The organism is Paenibacillus kribbensis (genome assembly GCF_001705305.1).
Lineage (GTDB): Bacteria > Bacillota > Bacilli > Paenibacillales > Paenibacillaceae > Paenibacillus > Paenibacillus kribbensis_B.
In genome coordinates, this window is the sequence record NZ_MCBP01000020.1 from 38,718 (window position 1) to 61,868 (window position 23,151).

The window sequence follows — 23,151 nt, forward strand, 5'->3', positions numbered from 1 at the left end:
AATTCATTGACTGCTAAATAGGAGTCAATTATTTTACTTCTACAGAAGCGCCTGCTTCTTCCAATTTTGCTTTAATGGATTCAGCTTCTTCTTTAGCGATTTTTTCTTTCAATGGTTTTGGAGCGTTGTCAACCAGTTCTTTTGCTTCTTTCAGGCCAAGACCTGTAATTTCGCGAACTGCTTTGATAACGTTGATTTTGGAAGCGCCAGCGCTTGCCAGAATTACGTCGAACTCGGATTGCTCAGCTTCTGCTGCGCCACCTGCTGCGCCACCTACTACAGCTACTGGAGCTGCTGCAGTTACGCCGAATTCTTCTTCGATTGCTTTAACGAGATCGTTCAGTTCCAATACGGACATACCTTTAATTGCTTCCAAGATTTGCTCTTTACTCATGGTTGAACCTCCATTTAAATTCGTATTTTTTGTTCTTAACTGCTATACAGCAGGTTTAATCCTTAACTTATGCGCTTTGCTCTTCTTTTTCCGCAACAGCTTTAACTGCAAGCGCGAAGTTGCGCATAGGAGCTTGAAGCACGCTGAGGAGCATAGAAAGGAGACCTTCGCGGGATGGCAGTTCTGCCAGCGCCTTGATTTCCTCAACACCGATAACGCGACCTTCTACAACTCCGCCTTTCAGTTCGAGCGCATTGTTTTTCTTAGCGAAATCATTCAAGATTTTAGCTGCAGACACAGCATCATCTTTGCCGAACGCGATTGCAGTAGGACCTGTCAATACTGCGTCCAGTTCAGTCAATTCTGCTGCCGCAGTTGCGCGACGAAGCAGCGTGTTTTTCAGCACTTGAAATTCGATTCCGGCTTCGCGAAGCTGCTTACGCAGCTCAGTTACTTGGGCAACATTCAGACCGCGATAGTCTGCAACTACAGTCGTTACGCTCTCGCGCAATTTTGCAGCTACAACTTCCACAGCTTCTTGTTTTGCTTGAATCACCTTTGCATTTGCCAAACTGTACACCTCCTGATCAATTTATCCGCTTTGTTCGAAACACCTGATCCGGCAATCTCCCAAAGCCGCTCTCTTGAGCATGAAAAAAGCCTCCGTAGAGTACGAAGGCTTGATAAATCCACATGGACGGGGCAAGCCCGTCACATGAAACGTTCTATCATAACACCTCGGTAGGAAATTAAGCCCGAAAGCACCTACTGTCTACGGTAAGCATATTCAACTTTAATGGTCAGTCACAAGGACTCACAACTTTTACAGAATAACAAATTTGATTGAATGTGTCAATCAAAATATTATCTGTAAACAGATGCGTTCACACGTGCACTTGGTCCCATAGTCGAAGAGATAGCGATGTTTTTCAGGTATACACCTTTAGCAGCCGCTGGCTTCGCACGGTTCAAGGCTTCAATCAAGGCTTTAAGGTTCTCGTTCAGTTGTTCAGCACTGAAGGAAGCTTTGCCGATTGGTGCGTGAATTTGACCTGCTTTGTCGAGACGGTATTCGATTTTACCGGCTTTAATTTCTTGAACAGCCTTGGCAACGTCGAAAGTAACTGTGCCTGCTTTAGGGTTAGGCATCAAACCTTTACCACCGAGCAAACGACCCAGTTTACCAACCTCACTCATCATATCAGGTGTCGCAACGCAGACGTCGAATTCGAACCAGCCTTGTTGGATTTTGTTGATCATATCTTGATCGCCAACAAAATCTGCGCCAGCCGCTTCCGCTTCTTTCACTTTGTCACCTTTTGCAAATACCAGAACGCGTTGTGTTTTACCTGTACCATGCGGCAGGACAACAACACCACGAACAGCCTGGTCTTGTTTACGGGAATCTACGCCCAGACGAACTGCTGCTTCAACGGTTTCGTCGAACTTAGCAGTTGCAGCCTTTTTCACCAGTTCAACGGCTTCCAAAGGCTCATAAGTTGCTTCGCTGTCAATCAGCTTAGCAGCTTCTAGGTACTTCTTACCATGTTTAGCCATTATGTTTTCCTCCTTATGTGGTATTAGCGGATATTCCTCCCACACTTGCCGGACAGTCAAACTGCCGACACACGTAGATTAATAAAATTAATCTACGATGGTGATACCCATGCTGCGAGCAGTACCTTCAACCATACGCATTGCCGATTCTACGGAAGCTGCGTTAAGGTCAGGCATTTTTTGCTCTGCAATTTGACGAACAGCAGCGCGATTTACAGTTGCAACTTTCGTTTTATTCGGTTCACCGGAACCTTTTTCGATTTTAGCAGCAACTTTCAACAGAACAGCAGCCGGTGGAGTTTTGGTGATGAACGTAAAAGAACGATCCTCAAATACCGAAATTTCAACCGGGATAATCAGGCCTGCTTGATCAGCAGTACGAGCATTGAACTCTTTACAGAATGCCATGATGTTGACACCTGCTTGACCCAAAGCTGGACCTACTGGAGGCGCTGGATTAGCTTTCCCTGCAGGAATCTGCAGTTTTACCATTTTAATTACCTTTTTTGCCATGGATGACACCTCCTTGACTCAATAGTGGTAGACGGACCTATTGATCCTCCCACAAGAAACCTGTAAGAAAAATCTATATTTTCTCCACTTGAGTATAATCCAACTCAAGCGGGGTTTCCCGTCCAAACATGTTGACGTGAACCTTAAGCTTGCTTTTCTCAACCAAAATTTCTTCCACGGAGCCCACAAAATTCGCAAAAGGACCAACTTTAATTCGCACGGATTCCTTAACATCGAATTCAATCTTCGGTTTCGGCTCTACCATGCCCATATGCTTCAGAATCTGTTCAACTTCTTCTGGAAGCAATGGCGTCGGTTTGGAACCCGAGCCTGTCGACCCTACAAATCCCGTAACACCTGGTGTGTTGCGAACAACATACCAAGAGTCGTCGGTTTGGACCATTTCGACTAAGACATAACCAGGATATACTTTACGCATAACGGTTTTTTTCTTACCGTCCTTGGTTACCAGTTCTTCTTCCATTGGAACAAGAACACGGAATATCTTGTCTTCCATGCCCATGGACTCAACGCGTTTTTCCAAATTGGCTTTGACTTTGTTCTCATACCCTGAATAGGTATGAACGACATACCATCTTTTTTCCATATCAAGCCACCTGGAACCCTTCCTAGATAATCGCTTCGATCACAGCGGAAATGCCGATATCGAGAACCCAAAAATAAATCGTGACGAACGCAATTGTCCCAACGACAATCAGCGTATAGTTGGTCAGTTCTTTACGATTGGGCCAGCGAACCTTCTTGAGTTCAGCCCAGCTTTCAGAGAAAAAGGAAAACAGAGACTTGAAACTGCTTTTCACGCCGACTACACCTCCACAAACTATCTGGTTTCCCGATGAGAAGTCTGTTCGTTACAGAACTTACAGAATTTCTTCATCTCCATGCGGTCGGGGTGATTACGCTTGTTTTTCGTCGTTGTGTAATTTCTTTGTTTGCAAGTTGTACAAGCCAAAGTAATAATTACCCGCATGATGTGCACCTCCCGAAGACATCCAACACCGGAAGTCTCATAATTGATCCTAAAAAAAACCGCGAATTTAGGCCTACCTAAAACACTTTATCACACGGGGTTTTCCATGTCAACGAATGTTTGCATACATTTCGCAGTCCAGACTGTGGTGCATTTTAACATCTGTTCATCCTTCGAAAATATTCCCTGAAAAACCGCTTCAAGATCCAAGCGACATCTATTATTCATATTTTTTAGTATAAATCATTTTGGGCACATATAAACCTGCGGATCTTGCCTTTAACGAATAAAAAAAAGACTCGGACTCGAGCCTTTCCTTGTCAGCCTCTACTATCAACTATCTCTTACTTCCAGATACTTTTCAAGTTTACGCTTGACCCGTTGCAGTGCATTATCAATCGATTTTACATGGCGGTCAAGATCCTCTGCAATCTCCTGATACGAACGTCCGTCCAGATACAGCATAAGTACCTTTCGTTCCAGCTCGCTCAAAATTTCCGACATCTTGTCCTCAAGCCCTACAAACTCTTCCTGATTGATAATTAATTCCTCAGGGTCGCTTACTTGTGTTCCGCAAATCACATCGAGCAACGTCCGGTCTGACTCTTCATCATAGATAGGCTTGTCCAGAGATACGTAAGAATTCAGAGGAATGTGCTTTTGTCGTGTAGCCGTCTTGATCGCCGTAATAATCTGTCGTGTAATGCATAACTCGGCAAAGGCCTTGAACGAAGAAAGCTTGTCTCCCTTAAAATCACGAATGGATTTGTAGAGACCAATCATGCCCTCCTGAATAATATCCTCGCGATCAGCGCCGATCAGGAAGTAGGATCTGGCCTTGGCCCGCACAAAGTTCCGGTACTTATTAATCAGGAACTCCAGCGCCTCCCCATCACCTTCATGGACTGCTCCGACAATGTCTTCATCATTTTTGTAATCAAACTTTGACAACATGATATCCTTGAGGTCCACACTCACTAACAATCCCTCCGGCTGCAACGCAAGGTACCCGTTACTCTCTCAAATATACGACAAGTATACGCGATGCAACCTGATACCGTCAACCACAACAGCCTAAAAAAGAAGAGCGCTAACAAAATTGTCAATGGTTTCAAAATGGAGAAGCGACCAATTACTGGATCATTCTCTTCTCCATCGTTCAAACAGCTTTCGAAGCTCCGGGCTCAGCTTGGCATCCAGTGAGTTACGGGACAATTTGGCGCTATCCTGCTGAATTCGCTTCTGTACTTCCCTTTCAGATTCCTCAATCTCAATGAGCAGTTCCCGTGCCGATACCCTGAGTGCTCCCTGGCCAAAGGCGACATGCTGCTCTACCTGATCACTTGTCGCTACGTAAATGCTTCTCCTTTTGCTGCTTAGCTCCCGTACCAATCGCTCGATGCACTCGTCGGCTGTCTCTTTTTCTCTCGTAAAATAAATCTGGACTTTACTCTGGGCAAAGGTTTTACCCAATCCTGGCACCCTGTAAGCATCAAATACGACGATGACTCTTCTGCCGGAATACGCCTGATGATCCGCGAGTCGTTCGAGAAGTCTGTCCCTCGCTTCCTGCATACCAGATTGTACCAGTGCGGAAAGTTCGGGCCAGGCTCCAATCATGTTGTAACCGTCCACAAGCAGAACATCCCGCGTGTCAGCCATATCGTTAGTCCCGTGCCTGTCGTCCGCGCAATACTTCGTACATAACGACACCTGCAGCTACAGAAGCATTCAGGGAATTGATTTGTCCCGCCATCGGCAGCTTGACGAGTACGTCGCATTTTTCACGAATCAAACGACCCATTCCTTTATTTTCGTTGCCAATGACAATGGCCACCGGCCCCGTGAATACTCCATTCCCAAAAACAGGGTCGGTCGCTGCCACATCCGTGCCAACCACCCATACACCTTCTTCTTTAAGGCGGTCAATGGTTTGTCCCAAATTGTTCACACGCGCCACCGGCACGTACTCAACAGCACCTGCCGATGTTTTGGACACCGTTACAGTTACGGCTGCTGAACGTCTTTTTGGCACAATAACGCCATGCGCTCCTGTACAATCTGCTGTACGAAGGATGGAGCCCAGATTATGCGGGTCTTCAATTTCATCCAGCAAAATCAAAAACGGCTCTTCCCCTTTATTACGGGCATTGGCGAGCAATTCTTCCACTTCAGCATAGGCAAAAGGCGCAGCCTGTGCAACCACTCCCTGATGCTGAATCCCCGGTACCATTTGATCCAGCTTACGCTTGTCCACCTGCTGAACAATGATCCCTGCTTTTTTGGCCTCAGCTGTAATCGGTAGTGTCAAATGCTTTTGAGCATTGTCTGCAATCCATATTTTATTTATCGTTCTGCCTGAACGTAATGCCTCCGTTACCGAATGCTTACCGGCAATCCATTCTTCTTCCATATCTAGCTTCCTCCCGGGAAACGACAGATGCTAAATCCATCCGATCCGTTCCCAATTATGATTTTTCTGTATTTTCCATTTGTGCAATACCGTACGTGATTAATTCTCTCAATCTGTCCAAGCGTCCATCGCTATAGAGAAAGCCGATTAGTGCCTCCAGCGCAGTCGCGTGACGGTACTCAAGTACATCTGCATTTTTGGGCAGGCTTCCTGACTTGGCATTTCTTCCTTGCCGGACAATGTCGGACTCTTCCTCCGTCAGCACCTTTTCCAGCAGTCCCAGCATACGGCTCTGCGCCTTCGCGGAGACTAGCCCTGTGGCTCGGCGATGCAGATGATTGGGACGCAGGTTGGGCTGTGCCAACAAATATTGACGGACGGCGACCTCATACACGGCATCGCCAATGTAAGCTAACGCAATGGGAGGCATCAGACGGGCCGGTTTGGACGCAGGATACGGGAACCAGTTTCCCGCGTCCTCCAAAGCCCCCGTATTCAGTGGCTTATCATTCATTTTCGCCGCCACCGCATACCCTGCGCCGTATCCTCAAGCACAATGCCTCTAGCAGCCAGCAGATCGCGAATTTCATCAGCTCTGCCCCAGTTTTTGGTTTTACGAGCTTCGACACGTTCTGCAATTAATTGCTCAATTTCATCATCCAGCAGTTCTTCTTTGGGTTCCGAATATATGCGAAGTACAGTGTTCATCGAATGGAATGTATGCAGCACGGCCTGCAATTCCGCCTGATTGACAACGTCACGCTGCAACAGATGGTTGGCTTCGCTGACCCATTCGAATACCGCAGTAATCGCATCAGGTGTATTGAAATCATCATCCATTTTTTCGCCAAACTGCTGCAAAATCCCGTCAAGCTTCGTTTGCAGCTCAGCCGATACTTCTTCATTACCTTTCAACGCATTGGCTAAACGATGCTTCACGTTGGCGACTGCATTGGCAATCCGTTCGACACTGTTCTCCGCCTGACTCATCGTCTCTTGGTTGTAGTTCAACGGATTGCGGTAATGTGTCGACAGCATAAAATAGCGTAAAGCCTCGGGCTTGTGACGAGCACGCAGATCTTTAACCAAAATACCGTTACCGAGCGATTTCGACATTTTTTCATTATCAATGCGAATATATCCGTTATGCATCCAGTAGCGGGCCAATGGCTTACCCGTAATCGCTTCGGATTGCGCGCATTCGCATTCATGATGCGGAAATTGCAAATCCTGTCCGCCTCCATGGATGTCCAGCGTATCCCCCAAATAATGGCGAGCCATAGCTGAGCATTCGATATGCCATCCCGGTCGTCCATCTCCCCAAGGGCTCGACCAATAAATTTCTCCCGGCTTTGCTGCCTTCCAGAGTACAAAATCCTCGGCATTTTCCTTACGCTCATCCACATGGATGCGAATTCCGAACTGAAGCTCCTCCAGATTTTGACCGGACAGTTGTCCGTAATCTTTGAACTTTTTGGTCCGATAGAACACATCGCCATCATTCTCATAGGCATAGCCTTTGTCTACCAGTTCCTTAATAAAATCAATAATCAGCTCCATGCTCTCTGTTACGCGCGGATTTATACTGGCAGCAGGAACATTCAATCCGGTCAGATCCTCATGATAGGCTGCAATAAATTTCTCGGCAACTGCCGGAACCTCCATATCAAGTTCCCGAGCTTTGCGGATCAGCTTATCATCGACATCTGTAAAATTCACTACATAGTTCACATCATAGCCCAAATACTCCAGGTAGCTGCGTACCACGTCAAACACAATTACAGGTCGTGCATTACCAATATGAATGTAATCATACACGGTAGGTCCGCATACATACATTTTAACCTTTCCAGGCTCCAGTGGCACAAAAGGCTCCCGGCTCCTCGTCATTGTATTATAAATTTGAAGCGGCATCGTTATGTTCCTCCCTCATGAAAATTATCCTTGTCATTTATTCTCTTGGGTCACCTGATGTTTCCGAGCAGATTGCTCATCCTTCAAATCAGACAATTCTGCACGTAATCGTTCTATTTCCAATTGAAGAGCCCGTATAGAATCGACGACCGGATCAGGCAGCTGATGACTAAGTCGGTCTGGACGTCTGCCATCCTGTCTGACCACTCGCCCCGGTATCCCCACTACCGTACTGTTAGGCGGAACCTCTTTAAGTACAACCGAGTTGGAGCCAATGTTGGACTGCGCCCCAATTGTAAAAGAGCCCAATATCTTGGCACCAGAGCCTATAACTACATTATTCCCAATAGTGGGATGGCGCTTCCCCTTCTCTTTTCCGGTCCCTCCAAGAGTGACCCCCTGATACAATACGACATCGTCGCCAATCTCACAGGTTTCGCCGATGACCACTCCCATGCCATGGTCAATGAACAGCCGATCTCCGATACGAGCGCCAGGATGGATTTCAATGCCTGTCATAAACCGCGATACCTGAGATATAACACGGGCTAAAGTACACCACTTTCGCAAATAAAACCAATGTGCGATTCGGTGTGCCCAAAGGGCATGAACGCCGGAATACGTAAAAATGACCTCCAGCTTACTCCGGGCGGCCGGATCATTATCCAAAACAGTCTGAATGTCGGATTTGATATGTCTGAACATGTCGCCCTCCTACCCCCTCCATATCCTTGCCGCATCTTCACAAAACTTCACGTTTCGCCAATTTTCGCATCCACCAGCAATCTTCGACATTTTTCAATCTATGACGAGTCTGAATCTGATAAAAATGAAAAAGCGCCTCCGCAGCCTAAGCTGCAGAGACGCATGAACGTGGTCCCACTCTGCTTCGGACATATCTACTGCCTAAAAGCAGAGAAGTCCGTCTTTAACGTCCGGTAACGGGAACGACTCGGCACGCCCTTGCCACAACCAGCGGTTGACGCTAATTAGAGTTCGGGCGCACGGCTCCCAGGTGCATTTCCTCCGCAGGTCATCTGGACGGCTTCCAGCCCGGGGTTTCCCCTCGGCCGTCCTCTCTGGCAGATGCCCTTATGCAGTGTACTTCTCCTGTTCGCAGCCTTTACACGTAAATATCAATCCGTATCAATGGAGTCATTATAGCGAAAAGACAACAAATTGACAAGAAATATCAGCCTTTAATTTGTGCCTTAAGACGGTCCAACACCTTGTCACGTCCAAGCAAATAGATGGTTTCGTTCAGATCCCGCCCATGAGTTTGACCTGTAAGAGCCACACGAATCGGCATGAACAGCTGTTTACCCTTAAAGCCAGTTTCCTTTTGAACTTCCTTGATCAGCTTGGCCATTTGCGGAGCAGTAAATTCCTCGCTCGTTTCAACTTTACCTGCAAAAGCTCTAAGTACCTCAGGAACCTGCTCTTCGGCCAGCACAGCCGCCGCTTCAGCATCCATCTCCAGGTGTGAACGGAAAAACAATTCAGACAACGCTACAATATCGGACGCAGAAGTCATCTGCTCTTGATATAAGCGAACGAGGGCCTTAGCCCAATCCTGCTGCTCCGCTGACAATTCAGTCGGCAACAGCCCCGCTGCCTGCAAATGAGGAATCGCCATGCTGGCAATCCGCTCAGGATCAGCCTTTTTAATATAGTGATTGTTCAGGTAAGCAAGCTTGTTCGTATCAAATACGGCCGGGCTTTTGGACAAACGATTGGGATCGAAAATCGAAATCAATTGTTCCCGATCATAGATCTCTTCTTCGCCTTCCGGGGACCAGCCCAGCAGTGCAATAAAGTTGAATATAGCTTCCGGCAGATAACCCAGCTTGTCATACTGCTCCATGAACTGAATAATGGACTCGTTACGTTTGCTGAGCTTTTTGTGGTCCTCGCCTACGATCAGCGTCATATGACCAAAGCGTGGAGGCTCCCAGCCGAGAGCTTCAAAAATCATCAACTGCCGCGGTGTATTGGAAACATGATCCTCGCCCCGCAGTACATGCGATATTTTCATCAAATAATCGTCAACCGCTACAGCGAAGTTATATGTCGGAATACCGTCTTTTTTGACGATAACAAAATCGCCGCTTTCCTTGGAATTGAACGTAATTTGACCTTTAACGATATCGTCAAACGTATACTCGCGGTCTTCCGGTACGCGAAAACGAATGCTTGGCACACGGCCCTCCGCCTCAAATGCCTGACACTGTTCTTCTGTTAAGTCACGGTGCTTTCCAGAATAGCGTGGTGTTTCCCCACGTGCCGTCTGCTCTTCACGCTCGCGTTCCAGTTCCTCCTCCGTGCAGTAGCAGCGGTAGGCCAAGCCACGATCCAGCAAATCCTGCCAGTATGTTTTGTATATGTCCAAGCGTTCGGTCTGGCGATAAGGTCCAAACTCGCCTCCCACGTCTACACTCTCATCCCAGTCCATACCCAACCATTTCAAATATTTAAGCTGGCTTTCTTCTCCGCCCTCAATATTGCGCTTCACATCTGTGTCTTCGATACGAATAATAAATTTCCCGCCTTGATTGCGGGCAAACAAATAGTTAAATAATGCCGTTCTGGCATTTCCAATATGCAAATGTCCTGTAGGGCTTGGTGCATAGCGTACACGAACTTCCGTGCTCATATAATCTCCTCCAAATTGAATTACTCAAGATGATAGCATTTATTTGATAAGACAAACAACCGATTGAGCCGCGATCCCTTCGCCCCGCCCGGTAAATCCGAGCTGCTCTGTCGTAGTCGCCTTGACGTTGACCTGGGATGGCTCCTCTGCTTCCAGCGCGCGGGCGATGACTTCATTCATTTGTGGAATATACGATGCCATCTTGGGCTTCTGCGCAATAATCGTAGAATCGATATTCCCCAAGCGATACCCCCGCTCTTTAGCCAGGCCCCAGACATGCTCCAGCAGCTTCAGGCTGTCGGCATCCTTAAATTCCGGGTCGTTATCCGGAAAATGCTTTCCGATGTCTCCCAAGCCAAGCGCGCCCAGGATGGCATCGCTAATGGCATGTAGCAGCACGTCTGCATCGGAATGACCCAGCAAACCTTTTTCATACGGAATATTCACGCCTCCGATGATGCATGGCCTTCCTTCCACCAGCTGGTGAACGTCAAATCCTTGTCCCACTCTGATCACTTGATATCCTCTCCCTCTGTCTTTACCCATAACGCCGCCATGTCCAAATCCTCAGGCGTAGTAATTTTGATGTTCTTGTAGCTGCCTTGAACGACAGTAACCGGAATGCCCAACCGCTCCACCAGTGTAGAATCGTCTGTCCCCAAAAATCCCGCTTGCTCGGCTTCCTCATAGGCACGGAGCAAATCGGAAAGACGAAAAGTCTGTGGCGTTTGAATACTCCACAGACTTCGGCGATCCGGCGTTGCTGTAATGACACCATCCCCGTTCACTTGCTTGACTGTATCCTTTACAGGTACTGCCGCTACAGAAGCACCGGTACGCTGGGCCGCCTCCAGACATGAACGTACAAGCTCAGGCTGGATCAATGGGCGCACACCATCATGCACCATCACCCAATCCGCATGCAAGTGGCGCAGGCCGCGATACACCGAGTGCTGGCGTTCACTGCCACCAGCCACTACCTGCACCTCTTTACCGATCTGGTATTGACGAATCCATTCCCGACAGCGCTCCACATCTTTAGCTCCCGTCACCATCACCATTTCATCCACTTCGGGCATAGCTGCAAATATTTCAAGTGTATGTATGAAGATGGGCTTGTCCCGCAAAAGCAGAAATTGCTTACTCTCCTGCGTCCCCATTCGGGAACCGCGCCCGGCCGCCACAATAACGACCCCTACCCGATTGTTCATTGAAGTAACTCCTGCCCTGATCGCACTTGTACGATCCGTATGATAACACATCTACTTCATCATACCGCGTTTATTGAGCTTTTTCCAATAATTTCGGTTTAGCAAAGATCATACGGCCCGCAGAGGTCTGAAGTACACTTGTGACCAGCACCTCCATCAGGGAACCGATATAGTCACGTCCGCCCTCCACAACAATCATCGTACCGTCATCCAGATAGGCCACACCCTGTCCATGCTCCTTGCCGTCTTTAATGATCTGTACCATAATTTCCTCACCGGGCAGTACGACAGGCTTGACTGCATTCGCCAAATCATTAATATTCAGCACCGATACACCTTGAAGCTCGCATACCTTATTCAGGTTAAAATCATTGGTTACTACTTTACCCTCCAGCACCTTTGCCAGCTTGACCAGCTTACTGTCGACCTCTGAAATTTCCTCAAAATCCCCTTCATAAATGAGCACATTCACATCCAGCTCTTTTTGGATTTTATTCAAAATATCCAGACCCCGACGTCCACGATTACGCTTAAGTAAATCAGATGAATCTGCAATATGCTGAAGCTCCTCCAACACAAATTCAGGAATCACAATCGTTCCCTCAATAAAACCTGTCTTGCAAATATCCGCAATACGCCCATCTATAATGACGCTGGTGTCCAAAATTTTATGTTCCTCCAGCTTGCGTTCTTCTACGCCTGTCCCCCGGCCAAAAAAGCCAGAGCTCCAAAAGGATGACAGCTCGTCCCGCTTTTCCAGACCGACCATCAAACCCACATATCCGCATACGATGGTAACGGCTGTCTGAATCAGTTGACCGGGTGCTCCCAACCATGATAAGAGCGGGTATACTGCCAAGGAAAGTATCAATCCCACCGCTAGTCCAATTACACCTGACAGCAACTCATTCATAGGTATCCGTACCAAGCCTTCAATACCCTGTTGTAGCCGATTCGCCACCGATGCCCCTGCGAATGAGCAACCAGCCATAAACAGCACCGCTCCCGCAATCATCCAAACGGCCATTCCCGGTAAAGTACCATCATTCAACCACTGCGGCATCCATGATACGATACCTCCTACCCGATAGTACAACGTATAGCCAAACCATGCTCCGCACAATCCTGTAAAAGTTAAAATAGCCTTTCTCCACATCGAGTCTCTATACCTCCTTTATTTGTTTTCATACATCCTGCTATTTATTGGATATACACTATTTTCCTTACCAGTATGATCCAATTTTCGCCCAACTAACCCTGTATTTTTATTTTTTTGTGCAACAAAAAAGCATTTATCTCCCTGAGATGATTCAAGGAAATAAATGCTCATTTGTTTCTTGCCTGATGCTAGCGTTGCGAATGACGGTATTGATCGTCCTGTTCTTCCTGATTGGAACGCTCCCGATCACGTCCACGTCTGCGTGAAAGCTTACGGATGTTCAGTTTCATCCCATATAGTGCGTACAGTACCAATGGAACAAAAATCAGCTTCGATAGCTGATCGGGAAATTTAACAGCCAGCACTACCGCTGCAATCACGACCCAAGGAGCAATCCAGATCGTTTTTTTCGGCAGGCCGACCTTTTTGAAATTAGGATATCTCATGGAGCTAACCATCAAATAAGAGACCAGCAACATGGCAATCGACATGTATAACAATGAAATATCGTTATGGAATAAGGACAAAGTGGCTAATACGCCCCCTGCTGCCGGAATCGGCAAGCCTGTAAAATAACCTGGCACACCGGGACGTACATTAAATCGAGCCAAACGTAACGCTCCGCACATCGGAAAAATGGCCGTAACTGTCCAAGCTAAAGCCGAATTAGCATCATGAAATGCAACCATGTACATAATAACTGCGGGAGCTACACCAAAAGATATCATATCTGATAAGGAGTCCAGTTCTTTACCGAATTCGCTCTGGGCATTCAGCGCCCGGGCCATTCTTCCGTCCAATCCGTCCAACAACATGGCGACAATGACCATAATAGCGGCAAGACTGTATTTTCCGTCTACGGCCAATAAAATGGCGATCATTCCGAGAAACAAGTTACCCAAGGTAAACATGTTCGGAATTGATTTGGTAATCATCTCTTCACCTCGATGTATGAATTGTTCCATTATAATCCTTTCACTGTATTACATTTACATTTGCCTGTCAATGAAAACTTGCTCCTGCAACCGTTTAAGACCTTCTTTAATGGTACGCGCACGAACCTCTCCTATACCATCCACTTCATCCAGCTCTTCAATCGTGGCTGTCATGACATGCGGAAAACGTCCAAACCGCTCTACCAGATTATGAATAATCACATTCGGCAGACGCGGTATCTTGTTCAGCACCCGATAGCCGCGTGCAGCAATATACTCCTCTGACGTCGCAGCCGAAGACGGATAACCAAGTAAACGTACAATATGATTCACATCCAGTAACTCGTCGTCCGTAGATCGCTTGAGCCCAAGTATAATTTCACGGATTTTCTCGTCGCTGTCGTCTTTAGCATAATCCTTGTACAACAACCAAGCTTCTTCCTCTATATTGCTGACAAGCTCCTCCATCTGCATGCTAATGAGTCGGCCTTCATTTCCAAGCTCGTTAATAAATCGTTTGATTTCCATTTTAATGCGCAGTACCATTTCAATCCGTTGGATGACATTAACGACCTCCGGCATGGTAACCAGCTCTTCGAATTCAGATGCTGTCAAATTCGTTGAGGCTTGCCCCAGCACGGATCTATATTTTTCCAGCGTCTGTATCGCCTGATTGGCTTTCGTTAAGATGACCCCGATTTCCTTGAGCGCATAGCGCAGCGTTCCCTGATACAACGTGATAATATTACGCCGCTGGGAAATGGACACAACTAGCTTGCCTGTCTGCTTTGCAACTCGTTCTGCTGTCCGGTGTCGAATTCCTGTTTCAATCGACGAAATAGAAGAGTCAGGAATCAATTGCGTATTTGCATATAAAATCCGTTTTAAATCTTCGCTCAATATGATTGCGCCGTCCATTTTAGCCAATTCATACAAATAGTTCGGCGAAAAATCACAGTTAATAGAGAAACCACCATCCACGACTTCCATTACTTCCGGGCTATAGCCAACGACCAGAAGAGCACCCGTCTTAGCACGTAAAACGTTTTCCAATCCGTCGCGAAAGGGAGTTCCCGGTGCCACAAGCCGCAGCAAATCGTTCATTTTATCCAGTTGGCTCGCTTCTTTCATTCTCATTGCCCCCTAATCTAATGCGGCTGCCAGTGCATCTGCCACCGTTGCTACTCCTATAATTTGTATCCCTTTCGGATGTGTCCAGCCCTTCAAGCTTTTCTCCGGCATGATCACCCGTTTGAAACCCAGCTTTTCCGCTTCCCGCACTCGCTGCTCTGCTCGGGATACAGCCCGCACCTCACCTGTCAGCCCCACTTCACCAAAAATTACATCGTACGGCTTGGTAGGGGCATCCCGAAAGCTGGAAGCAATGCTTACCGCTATAGCCAAATCCACTGCGGGCTCATCGAGCTTCACACCTCCGGCTACATTGAGATAGGCGTCCTGGTTTTGCAAAAACATGCCCATCCGCTTTTCCAGCACGGCGATAATTAAGCCCATCCGATGATGATCAATTCCTGTACCCATTCGGCGTGGAGAAGGGAAATGTGTGGATGCAATCAGTGCCTGCAGTTCAACCAGCACAGGTCGGGTTCCTTCCACACTGGCTACGACAGTGGAACCAGCCACCCCCAGTGGCCGTTCGGAAAGGAAAAGCTCCGAAGGATTCGCCACCTCACGCAAACCACTTTCAGCCATTTCAAAAATACCAATTTCATTCGTAGAACCGAAACGGTTCTTAACTGCACGCAGCAGCCGATAAGTATGATGACGTTCTCCTTCAAAATAAAGTACGCAATCGACCATATGCTCCAACAGACGTGGGCCTGCAATTGCCCCTTCCTTGGTCACATGTCCTACCAGTACCGTAGCAATACCTAGTCCCTTGGCAATTCGCATAAAGCGTGAGGTACACTCCCGCACCTGGGCAACACTCCCCGGTGCACTTGTCACCTCAGGCAAATATACGGTCTGAATAGAGTCGATCACCAAAAACTCGGGCTTCAAGCTGTCCACTGCTTCTTCAATCGTCTCCAAATTTGTCTCACATAATACGTATAAATTGGGAGACAAAGCGCCCAGACGGTCTGCACGCAGCTTCGTTTGACGAACCGACTCCTCACCAGACACGTACAGCACCTTTAAACCGGTTAAAGCGAGCTCATTAGATGTTTGAAGCATAAGCGTAGATTTGCCAATTCCCGGATCACCGCCTACCAGAACAAGGGACCCCGGCACTACGCCTCCGCCGAGTACACGATTCAATTCGCCAATTCCCGTCAAAATTCGTGCTTCTTTGCCACTCTCTACCTCAATTATGGGGAGCGGCTTATCTTTTGTGCTATGAGTAAGAAGGGAAGAACCCATTCCTTGAGTTTTTACAACGCTTTCCGTTTCTTCCACCATGGAATTCCATGCCTGGCATCCAGGACATTTTCCGTACCATTTGGGTGATTCATACCCGCATTCGGTACAGGAAAATTTAGTTTTCACTTTAGCCATACTTTGATCCCTGGCTCCTTATTGACGACGAATGATGTCAAATTTATCTTTTACAGCCCGGAAAGAGCTGTAACAATAAAAGTTTACCATTGAAGCTTGGCGGACGTAAAGCGATATCACAAACTTTTCCAAAGCATTTACCTAACCATTCCGCAGTGTTCTATACACAAAAAGGGTGCCTTCGCAATAGCTTTCCAGCCTGCGAGACACCCTTTTGTACTACTTTATTTAGTAAGACGTTTTAGGACTTCGCGGATACGTTATCCTTTTTCGTTACTGTCAATGCACCGTTCTCCTCATCAATGAGCAGAGCATCACCTTTAGTAATATTGCCACTCAACAGCTCCTCGGACAGACGATCCTCGATATGCTTCTGAATTGCACGACGCAATGGACGCGCACCGTAAGCTGGATCAAAGCCTTCCTTCGCAAGGAACGTCTTGGCTTTGTCTGTCAGGTCAAAGTCCACCTCGTACTCATTCAGACGCTTACGCAGCTCCTCAGACATGAGCGACACAATTTCGGCGATATGTTTTTCTTCGAGAGAATGGAAGACGATAATTTCATCAATCCGGTTCAAGAATTCAGGACGGAAGCTTTTCTTCAGTTCATCCATCACTTTACCCTTCATGTTATCGTAATCCGCTCCAGCATCCGCAACAGCCGTAAAGCCAAGCGTGGAGTTACGTTTGATCGCCTGTGCACCGACATTGGAGGTCAGGATGATGAGTGTGTTGCGGAAGTCAACAACACGGCCTTTGGAATCCGTCAGGCGTCCATCTTCCAGCACTTGCAGCAGAATATTGAATACTTCCGGGTGCGCTTTTTCGATTTCATCAAGCAACACAACAGAGTAAGGCTTACGACGCACCTTCTCAGTCAGTTGGCCACCTTCTTCATATCCAACATACCCTGGAGGCGCTCCTACCAGACGGGACGTGGAGTGCTTCTCCATATATTCAGACATATCGATACGGATAACCGCATTTTCATCTCCGAACATGGATTCAGCCAATGCACGTGCCAATTCTGTTTTACCAACTCCAGTTGGACCGAGGAAAATAAAGGAGCCGATCGGACGCTTCGGATCTTTCAGACCAGCGCGTGCCCGGCGAATGGCCCGGCTTACTGCCTTAACAGCTTCGTCCTGCCCAATCACCCGCTCATGCAACAGCTGTTCCATATTCAGCAAACGGTGTGTTTCTTCCTCTTTCAGCTTGCTGACTGGGACACCTGTCCAAATTGCAACGACCTGAGCGATATCCTCCGGTGTAACTTCGGAATCTGTGCGGCCCTGTTGTTCTTTCCATTGGTTTTTCGTAACATCCAGCTCTTCACGAATTTTTTGTTCTGTATCACGCAACGCTGCTGCCTTTTCAAACTCCTGGCTTTGTACCGCTGAATCCTTTTCCTTACGGATATCTTCCAGACGGTTTTCCAGCTGTTTGAGGTTGGGCGGTACGGTGTAGGAGTTCAGCCTTACCTTGGAGCCTGCTTCATCAATAAGGTCAATGGCCTTATCCGGCAGGAATCGGTCAGTGATATAACGATCCGACAATTTTACCGCCGCTTCAATAGCCTCATCCGTGATTTTTACACGGTGATGCGCTTCGTAACGGTCACGCAGACCATACAAAATTTGAATCGCTTCTTCCGGAGAAGGTTGGTCCACTGTAATCGGTTGGAAACGACGCTCCAAGGCAGCATCCTTCTCAATATATTTGCGATATTCATCCAGCGTTGTCGCACCGATGCATTGCAGCTCGCCACGCGCCAATGCAGGCTTCAGGATGTTGGAGGCATCAATTGCACCTTCCGCTCCACCAGCACCAATCAGCGTATGCAGCTCATCAATGAACAAAACGATGTTTCCGGCTTGACGAATCTCGTCCATAATTTTTTTCAAACGATCCTCAAATTCACCACGATACTTGGTGCCTGCTACCACAGAACCCATATCGAGTGTCATTACGCGTTTGTCGCGCAGCGTTTCAGGAATCTCATTTGCTATAATTTTTTGTGCCAATCCTTCGGCAATCGCCGTTTTACCTACACCAGGCTCACCAATCAGAACCGGATTGTTCTTAGTACGACGGCTGAGCACCTGAATGACGCGCTCGATTTCCTTGCTACGCCCAATAACAGGGTCCAGGTTGTTTTCCTTCGCAGATGCCGTCAAATCGCGTGCCAGACTATCCAGGGTTGGTGTGCTGACATTAGCCGGAGCACCGTGATGGCTGGAAACCGCCTCGCTGCTGCCGAGCAATTGAAGCACTTGCTGACGCGCTTTGTTCAGACTGATGCCCAGATTGTTCAGTACACGGGCCGCTACGCCTTCGCCTTCACGAATGAGGCCAAGCAAAATATGCTCTGTACCCACATAGGTATGACCCAGTTTACGTGCTTCATCCATCGACAGCTCGATGACCTTTTTGGCGCGTGGAGTATAGGCAATGTTCGTCGGTTGCTCTTGACCGCGTCCAATAAGCGTCTCCACTTCATCCTGGATTTTTTCCAGTCCCAGCCCTAAACCGATCAAGGCTTTGGCTGCTATTCCTTCACCTTCACGAATGAGGCCGAGCAAAATGTGCTCTGTCCCAATATTGTTATGTCCCAAACGAACAGCTTCTTCCTGGGCCAAAGCAAGCACTTTTTGTGCACGTTCCGTAAATCTTCCAAACATCATATATCCTGCACCTCCACAGTGTGTATTTCAGATAAAACTATATATTAAAGGGTTGTGCCTAATTTTTGCCGGATCAGCTTCGCCCGGTACATATCGCGCTCACCGGTGTTCATTTTATCACCAAAGCTTTTTTGCAGGAATCCGGGTTGTGTCATCACATTCAGCTCATTCATCGCTGCAATGGATGGACGCTCTAAAATCCCCAAATCTACGCCAAGACGTACATCGGACAGCCGCTGCGCAGCCTCCTTCGAATCCAGCACTGCTGCATATGACAAAATACCGAATGAACGCATCACCCGATCTGTAATTCGCAGCATGGACTCATTCATCAGCCGTTCTCTTGCAGAACGCTCGTGCTCTATAATTTGCAGCACCACGCCATGTAGATTTTCAATAATCTCCGCTTCGGTTTGTCCTAATGTAATCTGATTGGATATCTGAAACAAATTACCGACCGCTTCGCTGCCTTCACCATAAATACCGCGAACCGTAAGACCTACCTGTGAAACAGCAGACAATATACGATTGATTTGGTGAGTCATGACTAATGCGGGCAGATGCATCATCACCGAAGCTCTCATGCCTGTTCCGACATTCGTCGGACAACTGGTCAGAAAACCTCTCCGATCATCAAATGCATAATCAACATGCGCTTCAAATGCATCATCAATGACCATAGCTCGTTCCCAAGCTTCTCTAACCTGACATCCCGGATATAAGCACTGAATACGCAGATGATCCTCTTCGTTTATCATAACACTAACCGATTCATCATCACTAATCAACACAGCACCGTTACGGGATTCGTTCGCCAAATTAGGACTAATCAAATGCTTCTCAACCAGTACCTGCTTGTCGATCTCATCCAACTCGGATATTTTCAAGGTATGAAAAGTACCAAAACGACCCAAATCATCATACTGAAGGATATCCGTCAAGCGTTGAAGCACTTCTTCCGACTGCTGATTGGTAGCAAGCATGGGAAAAGGCAGATGTTGCAAGTTACGCGCAATTCTTACCCGACTGCTAATGACAATCTCCGAATCCGCAGCATCACCACGCATCCAATCACTTAGCGGCTTTTCCGTAAATCGGATATTGGGCATCACGCATCCCCTCCTACTCTTCACAAACTTTACTCTTCAGTCATTTCTTTTTCAAGCTTTCTGATTTGATCCCTAAGCTCGGCAGCTGCCTCGAATTCTTCCTGTACAATATGCTGTTGCATCTCTTTTTTCAAATCGTCAATTTGCCGTTTAACCTTCAATCGGCCTCCAGTCCGGACCGGAACTTTCCCCACATGACCTGTACTGCCATGCACACGCTTGAACAGAGGGTCCAGGCGACTGTCAAAATATTGATAGCACGACGGGCACCCAAAACGCCCCAGTTTACTAAACTGTGTATAGGTCATGCCACAATCCTTGCATTGCAGATTTTGTGGACCAGTGTGACCTGAAGAGTGGCTCTTGGTGCTGGAGTCAAAATCCAGCATCCCCGACAACAAGCTATGAATCGAAAAGCCATTAGGTGTTCCAGGGAGCATTTCCCCTTTTTCCTTCGCACATGTCTCACAAATATGAAACTCTGTCTTTTCGCCATTCACAATTTTGGTGAAATGCAAAGTTGCCGGCCGCATATTACATTCTTGGCACAGCATAAAAGCACCTCCTTCAACGTCTGGATTTTCACAAATCCCTACATCTGAATCGCAAATCTCTATTCAATGGTTACTGGCTACTGGCTATTTGGTCGCCAGCAACGAGATCAGCATAGCTTTAAGCAACCTTGCCCGCAACTGGTCACGGTAGGGAAGCTTCAGCAATAATGTATCCCTCGATAAAGCGGCCTTCATTAAACACGCTTCCCTTTTGCTTAAAAAATGAGCTTCCTCCAACTGATAAATCAGTCCCTCTGCCGCCGATTGGCTAATTTCCTCCCCAATGCTCTGATGAAGGTGTGTGTGAATCGCATGCTGTGCAGGCAACTGGATTCGCTGAATACGAATGTAGCCCCCACCACCACGCTTACTTTCCACCACATAACCTTTTTCCAGCGTAAAACGGGTACTAATTACATAATTGATCTGCGACGGCACGCAGGAAAAGCGGTCAGCCAAATCATTGCGCTGAATCTCCACTAAACCCTGGGGACTTTCCAGCAATATGTTCTTCAAATATTGTTCAATAATATCGGAAACATTGCGCATTTCATCATCCTCCACTAACGGAAACGCAAGTATTCAAGTACATTTCACGCTCCACAGAGTCCGCCGTATATTGAACTTAACCAAACGGTAAAGTCACGAATCTAAGCTGTATCAGGACCTCTCAGCCTACTGCATCTCTTAAAAACGTGCCGTTTAGTCTCTAGTGTGACCTATATTTGCGATTAATCATACACTTCTCTTATGTTGATAAGAGGCAGCTTCTAACTATCCACAAATGATTTCGATCTTCGTTAGCTTCTTGCTGTCAAAATACTCTATACGGCCAAACCATCAGCATAATTCCCTTCTAAATGGATCACACTAGGTTTGATTGACTTTGACTTTCTTTGACTATATTCACATTATAGCACACTTTTCATTTTTGCCAAGGGGTCAATACCATTTTTCGCAATCTAATTATGTTTTATACAATATAAGAAAAAAACTCTCCCCATTCTGGAAAGAGTCCTGAATAAGCATGTGCTTCCCGTGGCCAATACTACCAGGTTCTCGAATAAAATCTGGGCCGGGATTAGAAAAAATCCAACAAAAACGTCTGTTTTACTGGTATTACACGTTTCAGTGCAGACACAGACTCACCGCGTCCTTCAATACGCCCCCACTTATATAGATCATCAGCCCGTTGATAGCCAAGCATCAGGGTCGTCAGCGATTGAATGCCAAGACTCAAGTCAGCTGCTATGACGTTGTCGGAGGAGTTACCTGTATCCACGCTCTCTAAATATCCTCTTCCTTCCGCGTTTATCGTCAATGTCCATACTCCTTCATTCCATGGGGCATAACGATCTGACAGATTCAAGGTCAAGCGTGTTTCCTCTCCAATTGCCTCAAAAGGATATTTCTCTACAAAAGCAGCCGCATCCACAATCCGACCCATAAAATAAGGCACCGTTTCCTGTTGAATTCGCGGATCATCGAGTAAAAATGGCAGATTGTCATCTGCGGGAACGTAAATGAATTTACCTTGGGTTATCATGGAGTCATGATTTGCAAAATAAGTCCACAAAGCTCGGCGCGCCGTTTCATTCTCATATACCAATTCATCACAATTCAGCTGCTTATCTTCAATTTTGTATAGTGCATATCCCTGCGGGGTGCCTGCTTCAGAGTAATAAACTACGGTTCGACAGTTCTCATTTAGAATCCGCTCCTGCCACCATTCCTTATCCCGTACCAGCGTGCCATTATAACACGAAGCATACGCTTGATACACTTGGTTCAGTTCAGAAATATCTTTAATATCCCGCTTGACTATACCTTCTGTTTTAAGTTTAGCAGGAAATTTGTCAATCGGGATAACATACTTTTTGTACTCAGTATACGTTTCCCATCCAAATTTACGATAGAAGGCAAAGGAGAATGGATGCAGAAATGAAAGGCTTTGTCCCGCAGACTTCATCTCTTTAAGCGCATGCGTCAACAAACGTGAAACCATGCCCCCGCGACGCTTTTCCGGCCATGTTGCCACACCTGCGATACCACCCATCTTAAAAACCTGACCATGTATGTATACCTGCAAAGGCAGCAAGGTCAGCTTAGCATTCAAGTCAAGTCCGTCGAAGATGCCCCATGCTTGTTCTGGCTTAAACCTTTTCTTGGATTTCTCCAGATCCTCCGGAGACATTGTAAACTGAAAAGCATATTGGGATAATTCAATAGCAGCTTCAAATTCCTCACTTCGTAATTGTCTGATCTCCATAACCTCGCCACCTCGCTCGTATACTTATGTTTCCATAAAAAGATTGTGCACTTAGAGTGTCGCAAAGCCTTTTCTTTCTGTCAACCTTAGGAATCGATAGTGATCGTTAAAATACATAAAAGGGACCATGATCTCATTGAGATCATGGTCCCTTTTATCTGTTGCTTGGCAACGTCCTACTCTCCCAGGACCCTGCGGTCCAAGTACCATCGGCGCTGGAGGGCTTAACGGTCGTGTTCGGGATGGGTACGTGTGGAACCCCTCCGCTATCGCCAC

25 protein-coding genes, 1 rRNA gene and 1 other annotated feature are annotated in these 23,151 nt (G+C 47.0%); all 26 genes read right to left on the reverse strand.

Annotated features, from left to right (window positions below; translation table 11 throughout):
* Positions 1-28: 28 nt before the first annotated feature.
* A complete protein-coding gene (gene rplL, locus BAZ21_RS25210; RefSeq protein WP_007432592.1) occupies positions 29-394 on the reverse strand; it encodes a 50S ribosomal protein L7/L12 in 366 nt (121 codons plus the stop codon).
* A gap of 67 nt (positions 395-461) precedes the next feature.
* A complete protein-coding gene (rplJ, locus tag BAZ21_RS25215) occupies positions 462-965 on the reverse strand; it encodes a 50S ribosomal protein L10 (protein ID WP_068505602.1) in 504 nt (167 codons plus the stop codon).
* A gap of 73 nt (positions 966-1,038) precedes the next feature.
* Positions 1,039-1,190 (reverse strand) — a sequence feature (ribosomal protein L10 leader region).
* Between the two features lie 68 nt (positions 1,191-1,258).
* Entirely contained in the window at positions 1,259-1,951 is a 693-nt protein-coding gene (gene rplA, locus BAZ21_RS25220) for a 50S ribosomal protein L1 (RefSeq protein WP_007432594.1), read from the reverse strand.
* An 87-nt stretch (positions 1,952-2,038) separates the two neighbouring features.
* Positions 2,039-2,464 carry a 50S ribosomal protein L11 gene (gene rplK, locus BAZ21_RS25225; protein WP_007432595.1) on the reverse strand — a complete coding sequence of 142 codons (426 nt, stop codon included), beginning with the start codon at positions 2,462-2,464 and terminating at the stop codon, positions 2,039-2,041.
* Positions 2,465-2,537: 73 nt separating this feature from the next.
* Positions 2,538-3,071 (reverse strand): transcription termination/antitermination protein NusG, encoded by a 534-nt coding sequence (nusG, locus tag BAZ21_RS25230; protein ID WP_007432596.1) that lies wholly within the window; start codon positions 3,069-3,071, stop codon positions 2,538-2,540.
* Between the two features lie 22 nt (positions 3,072-3,093).
* Entirely contained in the window at positions 3,094-3,285 is a 192-nt protein-coding gene (gene secE / locus BAZ21_RS25235) for a preprotein translocase subunit SecE (RefSeq protein ID WP_068505603.1), read from the reverse strand.
* 20 nt (positions 3,286-3,305) lie between these two features.
* Positions 3,306-3,455 (reverse strand): 50S ribosomal protein L33, encoded by a 150-nt coding sequence (gene rpmG / locus BAZ21_RS28280; RefSeq protein WP_081752062.1) that lies wholly within the window; start codon positions 3,453-3,455, stop codon positions 3,306-3,308.
* A 333-nt stretch (positions 3,456-3,788) separates the two neighbouring features.
* Complete coding sequence (sigH, locus tag BAZ21_RS25240) at positions 3,789-4,433, reverse strand: RNA polymerase sporulation sigma factor SigH (RefSeq protein WP_007432598.1); 645 nt, start codon at positions 4,431-4,433, stop codon at positions 3,789-3,791.
* Between the two features lie 162 nt (positions 4,434-4,595).
* Positions 4,596-5,117 (reverse strand): NYN domain-containing protein, encoded by a 522-nt coding sequence (locus BAZ21_RS25245; RefSeq protein WP_007432599.1) that lies wholly within the window; start codon positions 5,115-5,117, stop codon positions 4,596-4,598.
* 4 nt (positions 5,118-5,121) lie between these two features.
* The gene (gene rlmB, locus BAZ21_RS25250) at positions 5,122-5,868 is read right to left on the reverse strand and encodes a 23S rRNA (guanosine(2251)-2'-O)-methyltransferase RlmB (RefSeq protein WP_068505604.1); all 747 of its coding nucleotides are present in this window, start codon (positions 5,866-5,868) and stop codon (positions 5,122-5,124) included.
* Positions 5,869-5,923: 55 nt separating this feature from the next.
* Positions 5,924-6,382 carry a Mini-ribonuclease 3 gene (locus tag BAZ21_RS25255; protein WP_068505605.1) on the reverse strand — a complete coding sequence of 153 codons (459 nt, stop codon included), beginning with the start codon at positions 6,380-6,382 and terminating at the stop codon, positions 5,924-5,926.
* Positions 6,379-7,782 carry a cysteine--tRNA ligase gene (cysS, locus tag BAZ21_RS25260; RefSeq protein ID WP_068505606.1) on the reverse strand — a complete coding sequence of 468 codons (1,404 nt, stop codon included), beginning with the start codon at positions 7,780-7,782 and terminating at the stop codon, positions 6,379-6,381. Before cysS ends, BAZ21_RS25255 begins: the two co-directional genes overlap by 4 nt.
* 33 nt (positions 7,783-7,815) lie before the next feature.
* Positions 7,816-8,487 carry a serine O-acetyltransferase gene (gene cysE, locus BAZ21_RS25265; RefSeq protein ID WP_007432603.1) on the reverse strand — a complete coding sequence of 224 codons (672 nt, stop codon included), beginning with the start codon at positions 8,485-8,487 and terminating at the stop codon, positions 7,816-7,818.
* 487 nt (positions 8,488-8,974) lie between these two features.
* On the reverse strand, positions 8,975-10,435 hold the full coding sequence (gene gltX / locus BAZ21_RS25270) for a glutamate--tRNA ligase (protein WP_068505607.1): 1,461 nt from the start codon (positions 10,433-10,435) through the stop codon (positions 8,975-8,977).
* Positions 10,436-10,474: 39 nt separating this feature from the next.
* Positions 10,475-10,951 (reverse strand): 2-C-methyl-D-erythritol 2,4-cyclodiphosphate synthase, encoded by a 477-nt coding sequence (gene ispF, locus BAZ21_RS25275; protein ID WP_025715695.1) that lies wholly within the window; start codon positions 10,949-10,951, stop codon positions 10,475-10,477.
* Entirely contained in the window at positions 10,948-11,646 is a 699-nt protein-coding gene (gene ispD / locus BAZ21_RS25280) for a 2-C-methyl-D-erythritol 4-phosphate cytidylyltransferase (RefSeq protein WP_068505608.1), read from the reverse strand. The genes ispF and ispD overlap by 4 nt, the downstream gene beginning before the upstream one ends.
* A 70-nt stretch (positions 11,647-11,716) precedes the next feature.
* Positions 11,717-12,802: a PIN/TRAM domain-containing protein gene (locus BAZ21_RS25285; protein ID WP_068505609.1), complete on the reverse strand. Its 1,086-nt coding sequence runs from the start codon at positions 12,800-12,802 to the stop codon at positions 11,717-11,719.
* A 191-nt stretch (positions 12,803-12,993) separates the two neighbouring features.
* Positions 12,994-13,740: a CDP-diacylglycerol--serine O-phosphatidyltransferase gene (gene pssA, locus BAZ21_RS25290; protein WP_007432608.1), complete on the reverse strand. Its 747-nt coding sequence runs from the start codon at positions 13,738-13,740 to the stop codon at positions 12,994-12,996.
* Positions 13,741-13,794: 54 nt separating this feature from the next.
* A complete protein-coding gene (disA, locus tag BAZ21_RS25295; protein ID WP_013373290.1) occupies positions 13,795-14,871 on the reverse strand; it encodes a DNA integrity scanning diadenylate cyclase DisA in 1,077 nt (358 codons plus the stop codon).
* Between the two features lie 12 nt (positions 14,872-14,883).
* Positions 14,884-16,257 (reverse strand): DNA repair protein RadA, encoded by a 1,374-nt coding sequence (radA, locus tag BAZ21_RS25300; RefSeq protein WP_068505610.1) that lies wholly within the window; start codon positions 16,255-16,257, stop codon positions 14,884-14,886.
* 241 nt (positions 16,258-16,498) lie between these two features.
* On the reverse strand, positions 16,499-18,943 hold the full coding sequence (gene clpC / locus BAZ21_RS25305; protein WP_068505611.1) for an ATP-dependent protease ATP-binding subunit ClpC: 2,445 nt from the start codon (positions 18,941-18,943) through the stop codon (positions 16,499-16,501).
* A 44-nt stretch (positions 18,944-18,987) separates the two neighbouring features.
* Positions 18,988-20,052, reverse strand: coding sequence for a protein arginine kinase (locus BAZ21_RS25310; protein ID WP_010348835.1), 1,065 nt, complete (start codon positions 20,050-20,052; stop codon positions 18,988-18,990).
* Between the two features lie 29 nt (positions 20,053-20,081).
* Positions 20,082-20,606: a UvrB/UvrC motif-containing protein gene (locus BAZ21_RS25315; protein ID WP_007432613.1), complete on the reverse strand. Its 525-nt coding sequence runs from the start codon at positions 20,604-20,606 to the stop codon at positions 20,082-20,084.
* Positions 20,607-20,690: 84 nt separating this feature from the next.
* Positions 20,691-21,155: a CtsR family transcriptional regulator gene (locus BAZ21_RS25320; protein ID WP_007432614.1), complete on the reverse strand. Its 465-nt coding sequence runs from the start codon at positions 21,153-21,155 to the stop codon at positions 20,691-20,693.
* A 532-nt stretch (positions 21,156-21,687) separates the two neighbouring features.
* Positions 21,688-22,875: a GNAT family N-acetyltransferase gene (locus BAZ21_RS25325; RefSeq protein ID WP_068505612.1), complete on the reverse strand. Its 1,188-nt coding sequence runs from the start codon at positions 22,873-22,875 to the stop codon at positions 21,688-21,690.
* A 163-nt stretch (positions 22,876-23,038) separates the two neighbouring features.
* Positions 23,039-23,151, reverse strand: a 5S ribosomal RNA gene (rrf, locus tag BAZ21_RS25330); the annotation flags it as partial.

What these genes read in the sequence shown, in the direction of transcription:
- rplL (WP_007432592.1), bottom strand. Translation starts at nt 394, where the DNA reads ATGAGTAAAGAGCAAATCTTGGAAGCAATTAAAGGTATGTCCGTATTG.
- rplA (WP_007432594.1), bottom strand. Translation starts at nt 1,951, where the DNA reads ATGGCTAAACATGGTAAGAAGTACCTAGAAGCTGCTAAGCTGATTGAC.
- rplK (WP_007432595.1), bottom strand. Translation starts at nt 2,464, where the DNA reads ATGGCAAAAAAGGTAATTAAAATGGTAAAACTGCAGATTCCTGCAGGG.
- nusG (WP_007432596.1), bottom strand. Translation starts at nt 3,071, where the DNA reads ATGGAAAAAAGATGGTATGTCGTTCATACCTATTCAGGGTATGAGAAC.
- rpmG (WP_081752062.1), bottom strand. Translation starts at nt 3,455, where the DNA reads ATGCGGGTAATTATTACTTTGGCTTGTACAACTTGCAAACAAAGAAAT.
- BAZ21_RS25245 (WP_007432599.1), bottom strand. Translation starts at nt 5,117, where the DNA reads ATGGCTGACACGCGGGATGTTCTGCTTGTGGACGGTTACAACATGATT.
- rlmB (WP_068505604.1), bottom strand. Translation starts at nt 5,868, where the DNA reads ATGGAAGAAGAATGGATTGCCGGTAAGCATTCGGTAACGGAGGCATTA.
- BAZ21_RS25255 (WP_068505605.1), bottom strand. Translation starts at nt 6,382, where the DNA reads ATGAATGATAAGCCACTGAATACGGGGGCTTTGGAGGACGCGGGAAAC.
- cysS (WP_068505606.1), bottom strand. Translation starts at nt 7,782, where the DNA reads ATGCCGCTTCAAATTTATAATACAATGACGAGGAGCCGGGAGCCTTTT.
- cysE (WP_007432603.1), bottom strand. Translation starts at nt 8,487, where the DNA reads ATGTTCAGACATATCAAATCCGACATTCAGACTGTTTTGGATAATGAT.
- gltX (WP_068505607.1), bottom strand. Translation starts at nt 10,435, where the DNA reads ATGAGCACGGAAGTTCGTGTACGCTATGCACCAAGCCCTACAGGACAT.
- ispD (WP_068505608.1), bottom strand. Translation starts at nt 11,646, where the DNA reads ATGAACAATCGGGTAGGGGTCGTTATTGTGGCGGCCGGGCGCGGTTCC.
- BAZ21_RS25285 (WP_068505609.1), bottom strand. Translation starts at nt 12,802, where the DNA reads ATGTGGAGAAAGGCTATTTTAACTTTTACAGGATTGTGCGGAGCATGG.
- pssA (WP_007432608.1), bottom strand. Translation starts at nt 13,740, where the DNA reads ATGATTACCAAATCAATTCCGAACATGTTTACCTTGGGTAACTTGTTT.
- disA (WP_013373290.1), bottom strand. Translation starts at nt 14,871, where the DNA reads ATGAAAGAAGCGAGCCAACTGGATAAAATGAACGATTTGCTGCGGCTT.
- radA (WP_068505610.1), bottom strand. Translation starts at nt 16,257, where the DNA reads ATGGCTAAAGTGAAAACTAAATTTTCCTGTACCGAATGCGGGTATGAA.
- clpC (WP_068505611.1), bottom strand. Translation starts at nt 18,943, where the DNA reads ATGATGTTTGGAAGATTTACGGAACGTGCACAAAAAGTGCTTGCTTTG.
- BAZ21_RS25310 (WP_010348835.1), bottom strand. Translation starts at nt 20,052, where the DNA reads ATGCCCAATATCCGATTTACGGAAAAGCCGCTAAGTGATTGGATGCGT.
- BAZ21_RS25315 (WP_007432613.1), bottom strand. Translation starts at nt 20,606, where the DNA reads ATGCTGTGCCAAGAATGTAATATGCGGCCGGCAACTTTGCATTTCACC.
- BAZ21_RS25320 (WP_007432614.1), bottom strand. Translation starts at nt 21,155, where the DNA reads ATGCGCAATGTTTCCGATATTATTGAACAATATTTGAAGAACATATTG.
- BAZ21_RS25325 (WP_068505612.1), bottom strand. Translation starts at nt 22,875, where the DNA reads ATGGAGATCAGACAATTACGAAGTGAGGAATTTGAAGCTGCTATTGAA.